Here is an 18,898-nt window from a genome sequence, read left to right on the forward strand (position 1 = left end):
CTGGCTCTTCCCATTTAAGGGTGTAGTTGGGGTTTGAATCCGCCTGCTTCGAGCAGGCTGCGGGTGATGTAGTTGGTCAGGTTGCGAAAGCCGAGTGCTGAGCCGCGTAGGTGTTCCAGGCGTCCGTTGAGTGCTTCGGTGGGGCCGTTGCTGGTCCTGGGATGGTCGAAGTAGGCCAGGATGTCACCGGCGCGTTTCTTCAGCGTTCGTCCCAGGGTGATGACCTCGCTCAGGGCGGCAGGTACGCCGCTAGAGATCGCGGTGATCAGTTCTTGCATGAGTCTTTTGCCCTTGGCCCGCTCGGGCTGACGGTAAGCGGCCACCATCTTCTGGTACACACCCCAGGTGACCTCGACTTGGGCATGGTCATCGTTGGCGAAGAGCGCGTCTAAACGCTTGCGCTGGGCAGGGGTGAGCAGGTCGCTACCGGTGTGCAGAGTACGGCGGGCCTTGTACAGGGGATCATCAGCCCGTCCCCGCCGTCCATGTAGTTCTTGCTGAACACGCCGACGACACTCATCAAGCGCCTGGCCTGCCAGGCGTACTACGTGGAAGGGATCGAGCACGGCCCTGGCCTGGGGCATTTCCTCGGTGGTGGCGGTTTTAAACCCGCTAAAACCGTCCATCGCGACCACTTCCACGCCATCTCTCCATGCTCGGGGCTGCTGGGCCAGCCAGCCCTTGAAAGCCTGCTTGGAGCGGCCCTGGACCATGGCGAGTAGCCGGGCAGGGCCAGTGCCATCCTTGACGGGGGTTAAGTCGATGACCACGGTTACGTACTTGTCACCTGCGCGAGTATGGCGCCAAACATGCTCATCCACGCCGATAACTCTGACTCCTTCAAGCCGGACGGGGTCGTTGATCAAGAGGCGCTGTCCTTCGGCCAGCACAGCATCGTTGGCGGTGGCGGGGCCACGGACAGGCCCTGAGCGATGCGGGATACGCTCAGGTGTTGACACACCAAGGCTTCCAACGCCCAACGCACCGCACGCCTCGATAGGCGTGCCCTGGGCTCAGCTGCCAGGTCCATGTTCTGACGCCATACGTATGCGCATTCCTGGCAGCGGTAACGACGCACTCGCACTTCCAGTGTGGTGGGACGCCACCCAAAGGGCTCGTGAGCCAGCCGGCGCTTGACCGTGTCACGTGCCAGGCCTTGACATCCACACCGCCCACACCAGTCATCAGGCTCGACCAGGCGGCATTCCAGTATCGCCCGCTCAGGCTCGACACGCTGGCCAGTAACGACAAGACCAAGCTCGTCCAAGCCAGCAAAAGTAGTCAGATCAGGCGCGACGAAGGTAGCGTTGGACACGTTGAGGTCTTTCGTGTGGGCGGTGTGATGACTCCCATCATCGGAAGACCTCAACCCCTACCCACACACCAACACACCCTCCCCTGGATCACACCACCAATACACCCTCAATTGGGAAGAGCCTGATATCTGCTTGGATCGTGTGAAACGGGAGAGCGCCCAATAATATGTCAATTGTGGCTTTGATGGTAGTGGTTCCGTAGCCAAAGGCGTCCGCGCGCCTGGTTTCGAATAGTTTATTCAGGCGAAACACAAATGGGTCGCCTGGTATGGGGAGAGAAAGATAGTGCTCTAGTTCTGCCCGGAGATCTTCGATAGCTCGTTCCGAACCGGCTAGAGCCAAGTCGATGTCTTGGGTGAAGCGCCCACCGCCAGTTCGGATTAGTAGGGCATTTCCCCCAAGGAGTATCCAGTCGCTTTGGCCTGCAGAGAACAGTCGCTTGTAAAGCAGTGCAAACGCAAATTGGTGTCTAATTTTGGTCGCATGCGTATTTCTGGCTCTCGCCTCATTGCGGATGAGCGAGTCCAGGGACGCCTTGAGTCTTTGAAGGTCGCGCGGCGAATCTGCACTCATGATTAACTTTCGCTACCCAGATAGTCTTCTGTCTCAGTGCGGAGAGAGCTACTTGGCGAGAGATCGCCGTAGTTAACTGTGTTCAGCGCACTTATCCTTTGCTGTAATTCCTGGACAGGGGATGTCTGATGGATAGCTCTCTGGACCAGCCGATTTGCTGCGTCAAGGTGGTGCTTTGTGGCCTGGTGAGAACGCATTACGTCTTCAAGGATCGCCGCGATTTGCTCGGCGCCAGGGAATGTGGATGATAATTTTGCTAGGCGCAATTGCTTAACGAGCGTTTCGGAGGCCGAGCTCATCGCCCTAATCTTCGCGGCGAGCGGATTAGGTAGGGTGGTCGAGCGCGGTGCTAATGTGCGTGCCTGTGTAACGGCCGGGTTTTCTCAATGGCGGGTATGCGGATAATCGACTGAATTGTGTCTAGTATCGGCTGGGGAAGGCCTGTGATCTGTATGCACGCACTGAGAAGCGATTCGCCGGAGGAATGGCCAAACCTGTGGGAGGTCGCGTGAAGCGCTGAGGCGAGGGCCTCGGGGGAAGTAAGTGATTTTCCAAGCGCGTCGTGCACCAGCTCCGCAACGTGCGCAATATCCGTGTTCCCTGCAGAGAGGTCTCCAATAGTGCGGGATGCGCTCGTAACGTTGAGGCCAGCCACCACGTCAACGTCTGTGTCGGAGAGCGGGGCAATTACGTAACGTATGTCCGTCTGTCGAGATTGCTTGCGAGCCCGTGTTGTAAGCGTGTGTCGGTTCGGCAGCAGGCTGCCAATGCCGTGGATTGCTGCCGCAGAGGAGTGGGAGAGTACTGGAGTCTCGCTGGAACCGACTCGTTGGTCGGCAAAGAGCGAAGGGGCACTGGCGAGCCATGCGGCACGTGCATCGGAGAACGGGTCGGCGCTGGCTGACGGGAGGGCATACACGCCGCGGCGCACGACAACTACGTCGCCACTGGAGGCAAGACGCGAGAGTGTGGTGCGGTCAATGCCAAGTTGAACCGCTTGGTTAGAGGTGATCAGCCCTCGTTGGCTGACGGTGGCTGCCTCAAGTGTGCGTAGTGCATCTACGGTCCTCATGCTCACCTCCGGCTGCATTTGTTACATCTAGGTGTAGTAAACGTAGCATCCAACTAGAGGTGGTGCGAGAGATCGCGAGAGAGGGCGGGGTGTGCGCCGCACACCCCGCCCCGACACTTCGCCCGGGAACGCCCGCCCCCAGGCCCTAACGTCAGCCTTCGGCCGGTCCCGTGGTCACGCCCGCGTACAGCTCCTCGATGTCCGCCGCGAAGCGCTGCGTCACGATCGCCCGGCGCACCTTCAGCGACGGGGTTAGCAGCCCGTTGGCCTCCGTGAAGTCCGTGGTCAGCACCTTGATCTTGCGGATCGACTCCGCCCTAGAGACCGCCTTGTTGGCGCGCGCCACCGCGCGGTCCAGCGCCTCGAGCACCTTGGGGTGCTTGGCGGCCTCGTCCACGCCCATGCCCGGCAGCCCGTGGTTGGACAGCCAACCGGGCAGCATCTCCTTGTCCAGCGTCACCAGCGCGGCGATGAACGGGCGGTTGTCGCCCACCACCACCACCTGGCTGACCAGCGGGTGACCGCGCAGGCGGTCCTCCAGCACGGCCGGGGCCACGTTCTTGCCGCCCGCAGTCACGATGATCTCCTTGGCGCGGCCCGTGATGCGCAGGTAGCCGTCGGCGTCCAGCTGCCCGATGTCACCCGTGTTGAACCACCCGTCGGCGTCGATCACCTCGGCGGTGGCCTCCGGGTTGTTGTGGTAGTACTCGAACACCTGGCCGCCCTTGACCAGGATCTCGCCGCCGTCCCCGATGCGGATGGAGGCGCCCGGCACCGGCGGGCCCACCGTGCCCAGCTTGTTCAGCTGCGGGCTGTTCACCGAGATCGGTGCCGTGGTCTCCGTCAGTCCGTAGCCCTCCAGGATGGACAGGCCCATGCCCCGGTAGAAGTGGCCCAGGCGGTCACCCAGCGGCCCGCCACCGGAGATCGCGTACTTCGCGTTCGGGCCCAGCAGGCGGGTGAGCTTGTTCAGCACCAGGCGGCTGGCCAGGCGGTGCTGCGCCTTCAACACCGCAGACGGCCCGCCCGGCTTGTCCAGCGCACGCGAGTACGTGATCGCCACCTTCGCCGCCCACCTGAACAGCTTCAGCTTCACGCCGCTGCCGGCCTTCGCGTCGGCCGAGTTGTAGATCTTCTCAAACACGCGCGGCACCGCCAGCACGTAGGACGGCGCGAACGCCGCCAGGTCATCCAGCAGCGTGGCCGGGCCGGGGGCGTGCCCCAACACGCCGGGCCCCAGCAGGCTGAGCACGTTCAGCAGCCGCGCGTAAGAGTGCGCCAGCGGCAGGAACAACAGCAGGCGCGTCTGCGGGGTGTTGATGACCTCCGCCAGCCACGGCAGACCGTTCTGAACCAGCGTGGAGAACTGGCGGTGCTTGAGCACCACGCCCTTGGGCCGCCCGGTGGTGCCGGAGGTGTAGATGATCGTCATCACGTCATCCAGGCTCACCGCCGCCGTGCGCGCCTCCAGCTCCTCGTCACTGACGGCCGCGCCGCGCTCGGCCAGCGTGCCCAGCGCGTCCTGGCTGATCGAGAGCACCTCCTCCAGGCAGGCAATAGCGGGCCTGGCCTGCGCCACGATGGCGGCGGTGGCAGCGTCGGACGTCACCATCAGCTTGATGGCCGCATCCGTCCCCATCCACTCGACCTGCTCCGCCGACGACGTCTCATACACCGGCACCAGCACCGCGCCCGCGTACCACGTGGCCGCGTCGAGCACGCTCCATTCGTACGACGTCGCCGCCATCACGCCCACCGATTCGCCGTGGCCGATCCCCGAGGCGATCAGTCCCTTGGCAACCGCGCGTGCCTGCCGGCGAAATTCCTGCGCGCTGATTTTCTGCCACGCGCCGCCGACGTCGCTCTTGCGCTCCAGCATGGTTGCGGCCGGATTGCGCTCCACGCGGCGGTCCAGCAGGCGCGCCAGCGTGTCGTCGTCGGCGGGGACCACCTGGATCGGGGTGGAGTACTCGCGCAGAGTGCCAATTCGCTCAGTCATGGCGCCAATTCTCCCAGGAAACATGCAGGTAGCTGCTTCCCGTCGGGCACCAAGACGAAGTGGCCGGTTTGGAGGAAGCCTCCAAACCGGCCACGCGTATCGCCGCAAATGTTGGGCCGATGCTACTTCGCCGGGCTCTCCTCGAGCTCGAAGTCCACCACGACGGCGCGCTCGGCAGCGTCGTCCTCCTCAACAATCAACTGGCCACGCAGCTTGCCGGCCTCACGCAGGTCCGCCAGGCACGCCTCGACCGCGCCCGCCATGCCGGCAGGCACGGCCAGGGTGGCGTGGGCGTAGGGGGTGCGCTGAGACACCTTCGCCTCGCTCTTGACCTTGCGCAGGGCGGCCAGCGCCTGCCCGGCGGCAGGAAGCAGGGCGACGTCGCCGTCCACGCCGGCCAGAGCGTCGGCCACCGGCCACGCGGCGCGGTGCACCGAACCGGTGCGGTACCAAGACCACACCTCCTCCGTGGCGTACGGCAGCACGGGGGCCAGCAGGCGCAGCACCGTGTCCACCACGACCGCCAGGGTGGTGCGCGCAGAAACCGCGCCCGCGCTCGCCTCCTCGGCGCCCTCCACGCCGTAGGCGCGCTCCTTGACCAGCTCCAAGTAGTCGTCGCAGAACGTCCAGAAGAACGTCTCCGTCAGCTCCAGGGCGCGCGTGTGGTCAAAGCGCTCGAACGCTGCGGTGGCGTCCGCGACCACGCCGCGCAGCGTGGCCAGGATCGAGGCGTCGATCGGCTCCGTCACGTTGCCCAGGTCCAGGCTCAGGCCCGCGTCCCCGCCCATCGTCAGGGCGAACTTCGAGGCGTTGAGCAGCTTGATCGCCAGGCGGCGGCCCACCTTCATCTGGCCCTCGTCGAAGGCCGCGTCCGTGCCCAGGCGGGCCGAGGCCGCCCAGTAGCGCACCGCGTCAGAACCGTACTGCTCCAACAAGCCCATCGGAGTGACCACGTTGCCCTTGGACTTGCTCATCTTCTTGCGGTCCGGGTCCAGGATCCAGCCCGAGATCGCGGCGTTACGCCACGGCGAGCAGTCAAACTCCAGGTGCGAACGCACCATCGTGGAGAACAGCCACGTGCGAATAATGTCCTGGCCCTGCGGACGCACGTCCATCGGGAAGGTGCGCTGGAACAGGTCCTCGTCAGTCAGCCAGCCGCACGCGATCTGCGGGGTCAGGGACGACGTCGCCCACGTGTCCATGATGTCCACCTCGCCGACGAAACCACCGGCCGCCCCCCGCTGCTCCTCGGTGAAACCGGCCGGCACGTCGATGGACGGGTCCACCGGCAGCACCTCCAGCGACGGCGTGATCACGTCCTCGTAGTTGACCTCGCCATCCTCACCCACGCGGTACCACACCGGGATCGGCACACCGAAGAAGCGCTGGCGGGAAATCAGCCAGTCAGAGTTCAGGCCGCCCACCCAGTTCTCGTAGCGCACCTTCATGAAGTCCGGGTGGAAAGCCAGGTCATCGGCGCGGGAAAGCAGCTCGTCGCGCAGCTGCGGGCCACCCTCGGTGCGAGCGAACTCGCGGCCGCCGTTGCGGATGTACCACTGGCGGGAGGTGACGATCTCCAGCGGCTTGTCGCCCTTCTCAAAGAAGTTAGTGTTGCGCACCGTGGCCACCGGCTCGCCCAGCATCTCGCCGCTGGCCTTGGCGGCCTCCACCACCGTCTTGCGGGCCGTGAACGTCGTGGTGCCCGTGATCGCGGCAACCAGCTCGCGGCCACGCTGCGAAGTGACCCACTCCTGCTCGCCCGTGATGCGGCCGTCGTGACCGATGATCGAACGGATCGGCAAGTCCAGCTCGCGCCACCACTGCACGTCCGTCAAGTCACCGAAGGTACAGCACATCGCGATACCCGCACCCTTGTCCATCTCCGCCGCGGCGTGGGCCAGCACCGGCACCTCCACGTCAAACAGAGGAGAGGTCACCGTGGTGCCAAACAGGTGCTGGTAGCGCTCATCATCCGGGTGGGCGATCAGCGCCACACACGCGCCCAGCAGCTCCGGGCGGGTGGTCTCGATGACCACGTCGCGCTCCTCCGCCGGGGCGTCAGCCGCCACGTCCGTGCGGTGGAAAGCCAGCTTGTGGTAGTGGCCCGGGTACTCGCGGGCCTCCAGCTCAGCCTGCGCCACCGCCGTGCGGAACGTGACATCCCACAGGCCAGGGGCCTGCGCCTGGTAGGCCTCGCCGCGCTCAAGGTTGCGCAAGAACGCCGCCTGGGCCACCTTCTGCGCCTTGCCACCGATCGTCTGATAGTGCTGGCTCCAGTCCACCGACAGGCCCAGGTAGCGCCACAGCGCCTCGAACTGCTTCTCGTCCTCCTCAGTGAGGCGCTCGCACAGCTCGATGAAGTTACGGCGCGAAATCGGCTGCTGGTCGGCCGCCTTGATCGACTTGCCCTCGCCGCCCTCGTGCGGCGGCACAAAGTTCTCCACGTACGGCAGTGACGGGTCACAACGCACCCCGTAGTAGTTCTGCACGCGACGCTCCGTGGGCAGGCCGTTGTCATCCCAACCCATCGGGTAGAACACCTGCTTGCCCGTCATGCGCTGGTAGCGCGCCAGCACGTCCGTGTGCGTGTAGCTGAACACGTGTCCCACGTGCAGCGAACCAGAGACCGTGGGCGGCGGGGTGTCGATAGAGAAAACCTGCTCGCGCGAGGCGCTGCGGTCAAACGCGTACGTACCCTGCTCGGCCCACGCGGCGCCCCACCGCGTCTCCAGGCCATCAGTGCTGACCCGCTCCGGTGCCTGGGCGGGGGGCAGAGAAGTGCTGTCACTCTGGCTAGTCATGGGGGCAATTCTCCCACGCCCGACCAACGGGCTCCCGGGCCGTGCGGGCCGTGGCGCTATGGCACCCATCACCAGGAAGGGCTGGGGCTGGCGCGTTCGGCCGGGGGAACATCAGCGAGTCTGGTCCGGCGCTTCCTTATTGACGAGTGCGACTACGTCCCATGCGTCGCCACTGAAGAGTAAGCGAACAGCAAACTGGTGGGTCTCGGGAGGTACTGAAGTCGTCTTATTCCCATCGCGATCTAACGTGAAAATAGCGCCGAGGTCCGCTTGGAGAGTCACCACAAACTCGCTGTGGTTATCGGGATTCATTCGTGAATCAACTATGCGGGGAGTGAATGCAGATAGCTCGTTTGTCACGCCCTTTTCGATTTTATCTACGGCCGTGTCCCGCATTTGCTGTTTCCACTCGCAATCGGGGAAGTTTTCATCCCACCATTCGATGTTGTGGGTGTTGATGAGGTACCACCAGGCTTGGAAGAGGAAGTAGGCGTAGGCCTCGGCACCGTCGAAACTGTTTTCCTGGGCGGCGTCAGAGGGGACGGGTGGCTGGATCGTTGTTGAGGGTTGCGGCGAGGGTGTAGCCGTTGGGGTAGGCGAGGATGGTGCCTGGGATGGAGTGGGGCTTGCCTTCATCGCTGAATGCGTCTGTTCGCTGGCCAGCGCCGTGGCTTGGGTGGCGGACGGTGTGGCGAGCTCCACGTCGGGGCTGGTTGAACACGCAGCCAACAGGAGCGGGATCGCAGCCAGGAGTGTCAGCAATACCCCGCCGGGGGAGTGATCGCGGTGGCCAGCCCCGCCTGCTAGCGCCAGCGGGCTCGTCCTGGTGGAAGTGAGTTTGTGGTGCATGAATCTAACCTGACTTTGACACGCGACAGCGGCAACTACCGTTTCTCCATTTAGCTCCATTAACAAGAAGTCGGATCCTCAAACTCGCACAGGTAATGCGGGCGAATAGGAAACCGAGACGGCGCCAGCAAGGCGGGTGCCGGACTGATGGGCGCCGAGATCTCGTTAGAGTCGTCCATGCCAGCGTCGGTTTGCACCCAGACGACTGTTACGCCAACGGCATCGCCAACGCCATCGACGATGTCACTCCAGGTGAATGGCATTGATCCGGCAAGAAATGTCGCCAAGCCAAGCGCTATCAGATTCATGACTCGGTTACCGCCCGAACAACGACTCCTAAAATGTGCCAGCTGTCTCCGGTATGGACGCCGCGAAACACGAGCTCTCGTTTTGCTGCCTGATCAACAACTGTAGAACTGCCGTTGTGAGTCACGCGTTCAATCGGACCTACTTCGGCGCGAAGCGTGATTCGGTGCTCGTTGTGGTCGTCTCGATTCCTGACCCGCTCGTGAGTGGTCGGATAGAAGGCTGAGACGTTGTCTACGCTTCCTTCCGAGATCGCAGCCTGGGCGATCTGTTTCATAGTCGTTTTCCACTCGCAGTCGGGGATGTTGGTGTCCCACCATTCGATGTCGTGGGTGTTGATGAGGTACCACCAGGCTTGGAAGAGGAAGTAGGCGTAGGCCTCGGCACCGTCGGCGCTGTTCTCAAAGGCAACGTCCGAGGGGACGGGCGCCTGTATCTGCTCCGGCAAGAGCGGTGTCTGGCTAGGGCCGCTGGGGACCGGTGTTGCCTGGGTGGATTGGTCGGAGGGCTGGCTGCTCGCCGGCGCCGTGGTGTTCACGCTGGGCATGGGCGGCGGGGCTGGGGGATGGTCGGTTTGGGTCGAGCACGCGGCCAGGGTGAGGGGAAGGGGCACCAGGGTGGCAAGGAAAAGCCCGCGTGCCACCCACCTGCGCGCGATCGAGCACGCCGAGACTTGGGTACTGGTTTGGTTGGCCTGCATGATTTCCTGCCTCCATCAACGCCCCGCCATCGCTGTGGGCGACTAGAGCTTCACCACGGCAGGAGGCGAGAACAACAAGGGGTGGGGGTGGGGTTAGTGGCCGTCTAGTTTTTCGGCTTCGTCGGTCAGGAAGGGGACGGCCATTTTCTGGGTGAACCAGCGCGAGTAGCTGAGGGTTTGCACGCTGCCTTCGATGGGGATCCAGGCCCCGGTGCGGGGGTGGAGGAACTCGGCGCGCCAGGAAGTGGTCAGGGTGATGCGGTTCTTGGCGGCGCGGGTGAGGTATTGGTGTTTGTAGGTGGCCTGGGGGTCGGGTAGGCCTGGGTGGTCCACGGTCTCGATCGTGCCGTCGCCAAAGTCCCAGGTGTACTCGAACGGGGTGGCGCGTACCTGGATGTCGGCGGTGGTGAACTGCAGGGTGTAGATGCGCTCACCCGCGTCGGTCATCACGGGGGTGGGTAGGTTTATGAGTACGTCGCCGGTGTTGGGCCACATGATCACTGCGGGTGGGGCGAAGTTGATGGACTCGACCTCCCGGATGGTCACCGCTCTGGTCCAGTCCACCTCGGGTGCCTGGCTGGGGGACGGGCGGGGCAGGCGGCGTTTTTCCCCGTAGTCCCACATGCACTCGGTCGGGTCCTCAAACTCACACAAGTAATGCGGCCTAGTAGGAACCACAGACGGCACAGGCAAAGCCACGATCGGGGCAGAACCTGGAAAATCCCCAGGGAGATCTGGTTTCACGCCCCAGTCTGTTGAAACCTCGACAGAAACGCCCTCGGAGTCTGCTGTTCCGTCCCACTGGTCAACTCCCAGCGAAATCGGGAGCATGAAAGTGAGCAAGATCGGGAGGCTCGCCTTCATCATTCGTGTCCCGCTTCGTGGTTTACGACTGCTACTGTGCGCCATTCGCCTTGGTCAAACAGGAGCCGGGCAACGAGTTCGTGGGTCTCAGCCTCCACCGACACAGTCCGCGTTCCTTGAGCGTCAATCGAGTAAATCTCGGCGATGTCAGCCCGCATCGTCACCATGAACTCGTTCGGGTCGTCTGGGTTGACTCGCGAATCGAAGACGTACGGCGTGAACTGGGCTAGCTCGTCTGTGATTGCCTCATCTATCTGATTAGCTGCTTTGGCGCGCATCTCGCTCTTCCAGCCACATTCGGGGATGTTGGTGTCCCACCAGTCGATGTCGTGGGTGTTGATGAGATACCACCAGGCTTGGAAGAGGAAGTAGGCGTAGGCCTCGGCGCCGTCGAAACTGTTTTCTTGGGCGACGTCGGAGGGGACTGGTGGTTCTATCTCCTGTGGCTGCGGCGTCGTGGGGGCCGGGCTGACCTCGGCTGCGGACTCTGAGGCAGCGGCGGACGGTGTGGCGGTGTTGACGCTGGGCATGGGCAGCGGGGCTGGCGGTGGCTTGGTTTGGGTAGAGCAGGCGGCCAGGGTGAGGGGAAGGGCCACCAGGGTGGCAAGGAGAAGCCGTGGTGCCGCCCGCCGGGCCGGGCGCGTGGCGGCCACTGCCGGTTGCTGGGTCGGGTTGATCTCCATGAATCGAACCTAGACCAGGGCTCGTTGCCGTATCTACCACTTGTGGAAAACACCCACCGCCCTCACGATCTCCACCGCCGGTCACCTGAAGGACCAGGTGAAGAACAAGGGACGAGCGCCCCACCCCAACGCCAACACGCCGAGGGCCGGTTTAGAGAGGGTGCGGGCGGAACGTCGTTCGTGCTCTGGGCTTCCACGCGGAGGGGGCGGTTGTGCAGGGTATCCCGGTAAGCCAGTTCCAGGTGTCTGGGCCTCCACGCGGAGGGGCCTGTTCAGAGCAGGGGGTGGGTGCGGCGTCGTTCATGCTCAGGGGTCCACGCGGAGGCACCGGCCCAGGGGCAGGGCTGGGTGAGGAAGTCATCCATGCCACGGGAGTAGAAGTGGGCCGGGTACGACTAGCAGGGGTGGTTTAGTGGCCGTCTAGTTTTTCGGCTTCGTCGGTCAGGAAGGGGACGGCCATTTTCTGGGTGAACCAGCGCGAGTAGCTGGTGGTGTTCACACTGCCTTCGATGGGGATCCAGGCCCCGGTGCGGGGGTGGAGGAACTCGGCGCGCCAGGAAGTGGTCAGGGTGATGCGGTTCTTGGCGGCGCGGGTGAGGTATTGGTGTTTGTAGGTGGCCTGGGGGTCGGGTAGGCCGGGGTGGTCCACGGTCTCTACCGTGCCGTCGCCAAAGTCCCAGGTGTATTCGAACGGGGTGGCGCGTACTTGGATGTCGGCGGTGGTGAACTGCAGGGTGTAGATGCGCTCACCCGCGTCGGTCATCACGGGGGTGGGTAGGTTGATGAGTACGTCGCCGGTGTTGGGCCACATGATCACTGCGGGTGGGGCGAAGTTGATGGACTCGACCTCCCGGATGGTCACCGCTCTGGTCCAGTCCACCTCGGGTGCCTGGCTGGGGTTCGGGCGGGGCAGGCGGCGTTTTTCCCCGTAGTCCCACATGCACTCGGTCGGGTCCTCAAACTCACACAAGTAGTGCGGAGCAGTAGGCAACGGAGACGGAACCGGAAGCGCAATGATCGGGGCTCCCATTGCTGGGTCGGTTGCCGGACTGGGAGAGTCCTGCCACTCGGCCATGGTGGAGATTTCGACTCCGTTGTTCGTTACGGCATTCTCCCATATTTGAGAGTCGTCGACCTGGGAATGTGGCAGCAGGAGGAGTGCAATTGTCAACGTAATCATTGTGTCTCCTCCGCCCCGCGAGTCACTATGGTCACGGCTTTCCATGAGTTTCCGTCATGCAAAAGTCGGGCGATTAGCTCGTACTTTTTAGCCGGAGCAGATATCGTTTTACTTCCGTCTTCGGCTATGTTGTAAATGTCGCCAACTTCAGTGTGTAGCGTGATCCCAAACTCGTTCCCGTTTTCTGGGTTCACTTTTCGGCTGATCACGTGCGGGTGTATTGGGGCTGTCTCATTAGTAATGCCCCGTCCATCTTGATAAACGGCTGAATCGCGCATCTGGGTTTTCCAGTCGCAGTCGGGGATGTTGGTGTCCCACCAGTCGATGTCGTGGGTGTTGATGAGATACCACCAGGCTTGGAAGAGGAAGTAGGCGTAGGCCTCAGCGCCGTCGGCGCTGTTTTCGAGGGCGACGTCGGAGGGGACTGGTGGTTCTATCTCCCGTGGCTGCGGCGTCGTGGGGGCCGGGCTGACCTCGGCTGCGGACTCTGAGGCAGCGGCGGACGGTGTGGCGGTGTTGACCGTGGGCATGGGCAGCGGGGCTGGAGGCGCCTCGGTTTGGGTCGAGCAGGCGGCCAGGGTCAGGGGAAGGGCCACCAGGGTGGCAAGGAGAAGCCGTGGTGCCACCCGCCGGGCCGGGCGCGTGGCGGCCATTGCCGGTTGCTGGGTCGGGTTGATCTCCATGAATCGAACCTAAACCAGGGTCTCCTGCGGTATCTACCACTTGTGGAAAACGCCCGCCGCCCTCGCGATCTCCACGGCCGGCCAGCAGAAAGACCCTGTAGAGAGCAAGGGACGAGCGCCCCACCCAGGCCAACACGCCGAGGGTCGGTTTAGAGAAGGTGCGGGGGGAACGTCGACCACGTTCTGGGCCTCCACGCGGAGGGACTATCCCCAGCGACGGGACGGGTGGAACGTCGGCCATCACTGGCAAGTAACAAAGCCACCACTTCCACACGCCGGCAGGAAAACCCAGCCGGGAGAACTCTTTTGGCGCTAATAGGCAACGCTGTTACCCCTCAAGCGGCGCGGCGGGCTGTGGAAAACGGCCTTTGCGCACCGCGCGCACGAGCACAGGCACGAAGGGGAAAAGCGGCATAAACAAGGGCAATGGACATCACCAAAGCCGACATCGTCCGCATGAAAGCAGAGCAGCAAAAGTCGGGCCGTCCCCACGGCATAGCGCGAATCAGACGCGGGTACGGGCTCCGGCTCCGGCCCGAAGACGAACACGGCACGCCCTGGGACCTGCGCCGGCAGGTAACCCTGGCACGAATACTGGCCACAGATATGGCGGCGAAACGTCGGCCGGTGTTCGCCGCACAGTCCGCGATGGCAGTGTGGGGCGTGGACGGGTGGACGGAAAACCCGGACGTCGTGACACGGCGGGCAACCCCAGGACGGCTCGTAGAACTGCCAGCCGTGCAAGTAATGGAAACCTGCGTCTCGGCAGCCCGGGCCACACAAATCTACCTAAAAGCCCCATTCAAGCCGGTCGAGCGCCGAGGCGTGCTGGTCGACACCCCCGCCACCGTCGCCCTCCACATGGCACTACAAGCACACCCGCTCGAAGCAGTGGTCGCCGTCAGCGGGCTAATGCGTCTCATGGTCCAGTCAGGGCCAGGCAGCGCCGACACCCGAGAACAGCTCGCCGAGCGGTCAACAGCGGCACGCAACTACCTCCTGCAACACCTCGAAACCTATGCCGGCATGCGAGGAGCGCGCAGAGCCGCCCGAGTAATCGCGGCGTCCTCGGCTGAATGTGAAAACGTGGGCGAGCGCGCGGCCCTCTACCTGCTCGCCGGGCTCACCACAAGCGAAGTAACTCCCCAGCACCCCGTGCACCTCGACGGGCGCAAGTACTACCTAGACCTCGCCGTGCCAGACCAGCGCGTAGCCGTCGAATTCGACGGGCTCGGCAAACTCGGGACCACCGGCCGCGAGCTCCAAGCCGCCAAGCAACAATGGGTGGACCGCCAAGCGGCACTGGTCTCCGCAGGCTGGCGCGTCGTGCGCCTCAGCTGGCGAGACCTAGATGACCTCACCAGAACCCGGTCCCTGCTCGGTGCCCAGACCGGGTTAGGGGACCACACGGACAGCAACCACTCCGGGCTGTGGGTTCCACCCCCTGCCAGCACGCGCACCTGGAGGCTCCACGGGCTGCGATAACGCGGGGTCTTGGGGAGGGGCGGATGCTGGGGGTGGGGGAGTGGTGGGTGCGGGGTGGTGGGGTGCGGGGTGCGGGAGTGGTGGGGAGTTGGCTGGGGGCGGTGTGGTGGGCTCCGGCGCGGTTCTGGGGGCCGGGGGCTGGGGTGCGGGGCTGGGCGCTGACGGTTGGGCGTGGGACTCGACGTTTGGTTCTTCATCTCGACGTTGGGAGGTGAATTTAGACGTTTCGGGGGGTGCAAACGTCGAGTTGAGCTGGCGAACGTCGAGTTGAGGTGGCGAACGTCGAGCTGGGGTGCCGAACGTCGAGTTGAGGTGGCGAACGTCGAGCTGAGGTCGCGAACGTCGAGCTGGGGTGGCGAACGTCGAGTTGAGCTGGCGAACGTCGAGCCGGGGTGGCGAACGTCGAGTTGAGGTGGGTGTGGGGCTTCGTCTGGGGGTTGGGCTGGCGGGGCTGAGTGCTGACGGTTGGGCGTGGGACTCGACGTTTGGTTCTTCATCTCGACGTTGGGAGGTGAATTTAGACGTTTCGGGGGGTGCAAACGTCGAGTTGAGCTGCCAAACGTCGAGTTGAGACCGCGAACGTCGAGTTGAGACCGCGAACGTCGAGCTGAGGCGCAAAAGTCGAGTGGGGCATCGGGCACCGGCCCAACCCGCCCCGTAGACTGGCCGGCATGGCCGACGCAGACTTTGTGCACCTCCACGTCCACACCGACTATTCGCTGCTGGACGGTGCGGCCAAGACCCACAAGGCGGTGGCGGAGGCCAAGCGGCTGGGGCAGCAGGCGATCGCGATCACGGACCACGGCTACCTGTTCGGGGCTTACGAGTTCTATCGGGCGGCGAAGAAGGCCGGGATCAAGCCGATTATCGGCTTGGAGGCGTACGTGACCCCGGGCACCTCGCGCTTTGACAACAAGCGCGTGCTGTGGGGCACGGAGGACCAGCGTAAGGACGACGTTTCCGCCCGCGGTACCTACACACACATGACCCTGTTGGCGCGCAACAACGAGGGCATGCACAACCTGTTCCGCATGGGCACGCTGGCCAGCCTGGAGGGCCAGATGGGCAAGTACCCGCGCATCGACCGGGAGCTGCTGCAGACCTACGCGCCGGGCCTGATTGGCACCACGGGCTGCCCGTCGGGGGAGGTGCAGACTCGCCTGCGCCTGGGCCACTGGGATGAGGCCTTGCGCGCGGCGGCAGAAACGCAGGAGATCTTCGGCAAGGAGAACTTCTTTGTGGAGGTGATGGACCACGGCCTGGAGATCGAGCGGCGCGTGCAGCGGGAGCTGTTGAAGATCGCCAAGCTGCTGGACGCCCCGCTGCTGGCCACGAACGACTCCCACTACGTCACTAAGGAAGACCGGGATGTGCAGGACGCGATGCTGTGCATCAACTCCGGCTCGGTGATCAGCGACCCGGATCGTTTCAAGTTTGACGGCGATGGCTATTTCATTCGCTCCAGCCAGGAGATGCGCACCATTTGGCGCGAGCTACCGGAGGCCTGCGACAACACGCTCCTGGTGGCGGAGATGTGCGATGTCTCCTTCCGCACCACCTCTGACGGCGCCAACTACATGCCGCGTTTCCCGGTCCCGGAGGGCGAGGACGAGCACTCGTGGTTCGTGAAGGAGGTGGAGCGGGGCATGCACCGCCGCTTCCCGGCCGGCGTCCCGGACGACTGCCGCAAGCAGCAGCAGTACGAGGTTGAGGTCATCACGAAGATGGGCTTTCCGGGCTACTTCCTGGTGGTGGCGGACTACATTCAGTGGGCCAAGAAGCAGGGCATCCGGGTGGGCCCGGGCCGTGGCTCGGGCGCGGGCTCGATGGTGGCCTACGCGCTGGGGATCACGGACCTGAACCCGCTGGAGCACGGCCTGATCTTTGAGCGCTTCTTGAACCCGGAGCGCGTCTCCATGCCGGACTTCGACGTGGACTTCGACGAGCGCCGGCGTGAGGAAGTGATCGAGTACGTCAAGCGCCGCTACGGCCACGACTACGTGGCCCAGGTGGTCACCTACGGCGTGATCAAGACGAAGCAGGCCCTGAAGGACGCCGCCCGCGTGATGGGCCACCCCTTCAGCGTGGGCGACCAGCTCACTAAGGCCATGCCGCCCACCATCCAGGGCAAGGATGTGCCGATCGCGGGCATGCTGGACGAGGGCACGCACGAGCGCTACGGCGAGGCGCTGGGCTTCCGCGAGTTCCTGGCCGCGAATTCGGGCGAGGGCACGATGCGCCTGGATGAGGTGGTCAAGCTGGCGCGCGGTCTGGAGGGCATGACGCGCCAGTGGGGCGTGCACGCCTGCGCGGTCATCATGTCCAGCATCCCGCTGGCTGAGGTGGTGCCGCTGATGAAGCGCCCGGCTGACGGCGCGATCATCACCCAGTTCGACTATCCGCAGTGCGAGGAGCTGGGCCTGCTGAAGATGGACTTCTTGGGCCTGAAGAACCTCACCACGATCTCTGACGCCCTGGAGCTGATCGCGCTGAATGGCAAGGAGGTGCCCGACGTCGACCACCTGCCGCTGGACGACACGGAGACCTACGAGCTGCTGGGCCGGGGCGAGTCGCTGGGCTTGTTCCAGCTGGACGGCTCGGGCATGCGCACGCTGCTGAAGCAGATGAAGCCGGACTGTTTTGCGGACATTTCCGCCGTGGGTGCCCTGTACCGTCCGGGCCCGATGGGCGCGAACTCTCACACGAACTACGCGCTGCGTAAGAACGGCAAGCAGAAGATCGAGCAGATCCACCCGGATCTGGCCGAGGCGCTGGAGCCGCTGCTGGCTGAGACGTTCGGGCTGATCGTCTACCAAGAGCAGGTCATGGAGATCGCCCGGAAGCTGGCCGGCTTCACGATGGGCGAGGCGGACGTGCTGCGCAAGGCGATGGGTAAGAAGAAGCCTGAGGTCATTGCCGAGCAGTTTGTGCACTTCAAGGCCGGCATGATGCGAAACGGCTTCAAGGAAGAGGCGATCGACAAGCTGTGGGACGTGCTGGTGCCGTTTAGCGCCTACGCGTTCAACAAGGCGCACTCGGCGGCATACGGCCTGGTCACCTACATCACTGCCTACCTGAAGGCGCACTTCCCGGCGGAGTACATGGCGGCCCTGTTGACCGCGAACAAGGACAACAAGGACAAGCTGGCCGGCTACCTGGCCGAGTGCCGCCACATGGGCTTGCGCGTGCTGCCCCCGGACGTCAACTTTTCCGGCGTGAACTTCACGGCGGTGGGGGATGACATCCGCTTTGGCCTGTCCGCGATCCGCAACGTGGGCCTGAACGTCGTCGAGGCGATCGTGGCGGCGCGCCAGGAGAAGGGGGAGTACACCTCGTTCTCCGACTTCATGGCGAAGGTGCCGGCGGTGGTGTGCACTAAGCGCGCGATTTCTTCGCTGATCAAGGCCGGTGCTTTCGACGAGCTGGGGGCATCGCGCCGCTCGCTGACGGTGTGCCACGAGGACTTCGTTGACGAGGTCATCTCGGTTAAGCGCAACGAGGCGATGGGACAGTTTGACCTGTTTGGCGACCTGGGCGGGGAGGAGATGGGAGGGCCCACGTTCTCCACCTCGGTGCCGAGCCTGCCGGAGTGGGACAAGAAGGAGAAGCTCACCTTCGAGCGCGAGATGCTGGGCCTGTACGTGTCCGACCACCCGTTGTTCGGCATGGAGGCGGTGATCCGCGCCAACTCGGGCACCTCGGTCTCGGAGCTGCACGAGGAGGAGGCCGGCAGCGACGGCAGCCAGGTGACGGTGGCGGGCCTGATCACGGGCAAGACGGTGAAGACGAACAAGAAGGGCAACCAGTGGGCGATCGTGCAGATCGAGGACCTCACCGGTTCGATTGACGTGCTGTTCTTCCCGCGCACCTATGAGACGGTCTCGACGATGTTGACGGAGGACACGATCATCACGGTGCGTGGCCGCCTGTCGGTGCGCGATGAGGAGCGCTCCGTCCACGCCAACGAGATGAAGATCTTGGAGGCCACTGCCGACGGCGGCGCCCCCCTGCTGCTGACCCTGCCGGCCAATCGTTGCACGCAGGACATCGCCGAGCGCCTTTCTGCCATCCTGCGCCAGCACCCGGGCGCCTCCCCGGTGCGGTTGGAGATCACGCAGCCGGGACGCTCCTTCTTGGTGCAGTGCGGGCCGGATTTGAAGGTGAATAACTCCACGCCGTTGATTGCTGACCTGAAGGCGCTGCTGGGCGGCCAGGTGATTGCCGGCTAGTGGCCCAGGTAGGCGCGGCGGTTGGGCGGCCTTTGGTTGGCCGACGTTCCGCCCGCCCCGCAGCCAGAGTCGCCCGGTGCCAGGTGAGGTTTTCTGGTGGCCGACGTTCCGCCCTGCCTCCCCTCCAGCTGCGCGCCCGGCGGCGCGGCGGGCACGCA

The 18,898-nt window shown here is 64.1% G+C and carries 12 protein-coding genes and 1 pseudogene; 2 read left to right on the forward strand and 11 right to left on the reverse strand.

Going from position 1 to position 18,898, the window contains the following annotated elements; translation table 11 throughout:
* Nucleotides 1-14 precede the first annotated feature (14 nt).
* The 11 genes and pseudogenes from AC4PWQ_RS05795 to AC4PWQ_RS05845 form a co-directional block, all read right to left on the reverse strand.
* A pseudogene (locus AC4PWQ_RS05795) lies at nucleotides 15-1,315 on the reverse strand (ISL3 family transposase).
* Nucleotides 1,316-1,403: 88 nt separating this feature from the next.
* A complete protein-coding gene (locus AC4PWQ_RS05800; RefSeq protein WP_492090048.1) occupies nucleotides 1,404-1,889 on the reverse strand; it encodes a nucleotidyl transferase AbiEii/AbiGii toxin family protein in 486 nt (161 codons plus the stop codon).
* A gap of 349 nt (nucleotides 1,890-2,238) precedes the next feature.
* On the reverse strand, nucleotides 2,239-2,979 hold the full coding sequence (locus tag AC4PWQ_RS05805) for a type IV toxin-antitoxin system AbiEi family antitoxin domain-containing protein (protein WP_492090049.1): 741 nt from the start codon (nucleotides 2,977-2,979) through the stop codon (nucleotides 2,239-2,241).
* A gap of 133 nt (nucleotides 2,980-3,112) precedes the next feature.
* Nucleotides 3,113-4,960, reverse strand: a complete 1,848-nt coding sequence (locus AC4PWQ_RS05810; RefSeq protein ID WP_492090050.1) for an AMP-dependent synthetase/ligase — start codon at nucleotides 4,958-4,960, stop codon at nucleotides 3,113-3,115.
* Between the two features lie 122 nt (nucleotides 4,961-5,082).
* Nucleotides 5,083-7,761 (reverse strand): valine--tRNA ligase, encoded by a 2,679-nt coding sequence (gene valS, locus AC4PWQ_RS05815; protein ID WP_492090051.1) that lies wholly within the window; start codon nucleotides 7,759-7,761, stop codon nucleotides 5,083-5,085.
* 111 nt (nucleotides 7,762-7,872) lie between these two features.
* On the reverse strand, nucleotides 7,873-8,610 hold the full coding sequence (locus AC4PWQ_RS05820; protein WP_492090052.1) for a DUF6318 family protein: 738 nt from the start codon (nucleotides 8,608-8,610) through the stop codon (nucleotides 7,873-7,875).
* 304 nt (nucleotides 8,611-8,914) lie between these two features.
* The gene (locus AC4PWQ_RS05825; RefSeq protein ID WP_492090053.1) at nucleotides 8,915-9,364 is read right to left on the reverse strand and encodes a DUF6318 family protein; all 450 of its coding nucleotides are present in this window, start codon (nucleotides 9,362-9,364) and stop codon (nucleotides 8,915-8,917) included.
* 345 nt (nucleotides 9,365-9,709) lie between these two features.
* Nucleotides 9,710-10,270 (reverse strand): immunoglobulin domain-containing protein, encoded by a 561-nt coding sequence (locus AC4PWQ_RS05830; protein ID WP_492090054.1) that lies wholly within the window; start codon nucleotides 10,268-10,270, stop codon nucleotides 9,710-9,712.
* 209 nt (nucleotides 10,271-10,479) lie between these two features.
* Nucleotides 10,480-11,163 carry a DUF6318 family protein gene (locus AC4PWQ_RS05835; protein ID WP_492090055.1) on the reverse strand — a complete coding sequence of 228 codons (684 nt, stop codon included), beginning with the start codon at nucleotides 11,161-11,163 and terminating at the stop codon, nucleotides 10,480-10,482.
* A gap of 409 nt (nucleotides 11,164-11,572) precedes the next feature.
* Nucleotides 11,573-12,133, reverse strand: a complete 561-nt coding sequence (locus tag AC4PWQ_RS05840; RefSeq protein WP_492090056.1) for an immunoglobulin domain-containing protein — start codon at nucleotides 12,131-12,133, stop codon at nucleotides 11,573-11,575.
* A gap of 206 nt (nucleotides 12,134-12,339) precedes the next feature.
* Nucleotides 12,340-13,026: a DUF6318 family protein gene (locus AC4PWQ_RS05845; RefSeq protein WP_371164791.1), complete on the reverse strand. Its 687-nt coding sequence runs from the start codon at nucleotides 13,024-13,026 to the stop codon at nucleotides 12,340-12,342.
* Between the two features lie 426 nt (nucleotides 13,027-13,452).
* On the opposite strand from AC4PWQ_RS05845, the gene AC4PWQ_RS05850 reads away from it, so the two are divergent.
* Nucleotides 13,453-14,511, forward strand: a complete 1,059-nt coding sequence (locus tag AC4PWQ_RS05850; protein ID WP_492090057.1) for a putative endonuclease domain-containing protein — start codon at nucleotides 13,453-13,455, stop codon at nucleotides 14,509-14,511.
* A gap of 671 nt (nucleotides 14,512-15,182) precedes the next feature.
* Complete coding sequence (gene dnaE / locus AC4PWQ_RS05855; RefSeq protein ID WP_371173977.1) at nucleotides 15,183-18,740, forward strand: DNA polymerase III subunit alpha; 3,558 nt, start codon at nucleotides 15,183-15,185, stop codon at nucleotides 18,738-18,740.
* The last annotated feature ends 158 nt before the right edge of the window (nucleotides 18,741-18,898 follow it).

It is taken from the genome of Buchananella sp. 103232, from assembly GCF_058725725.1.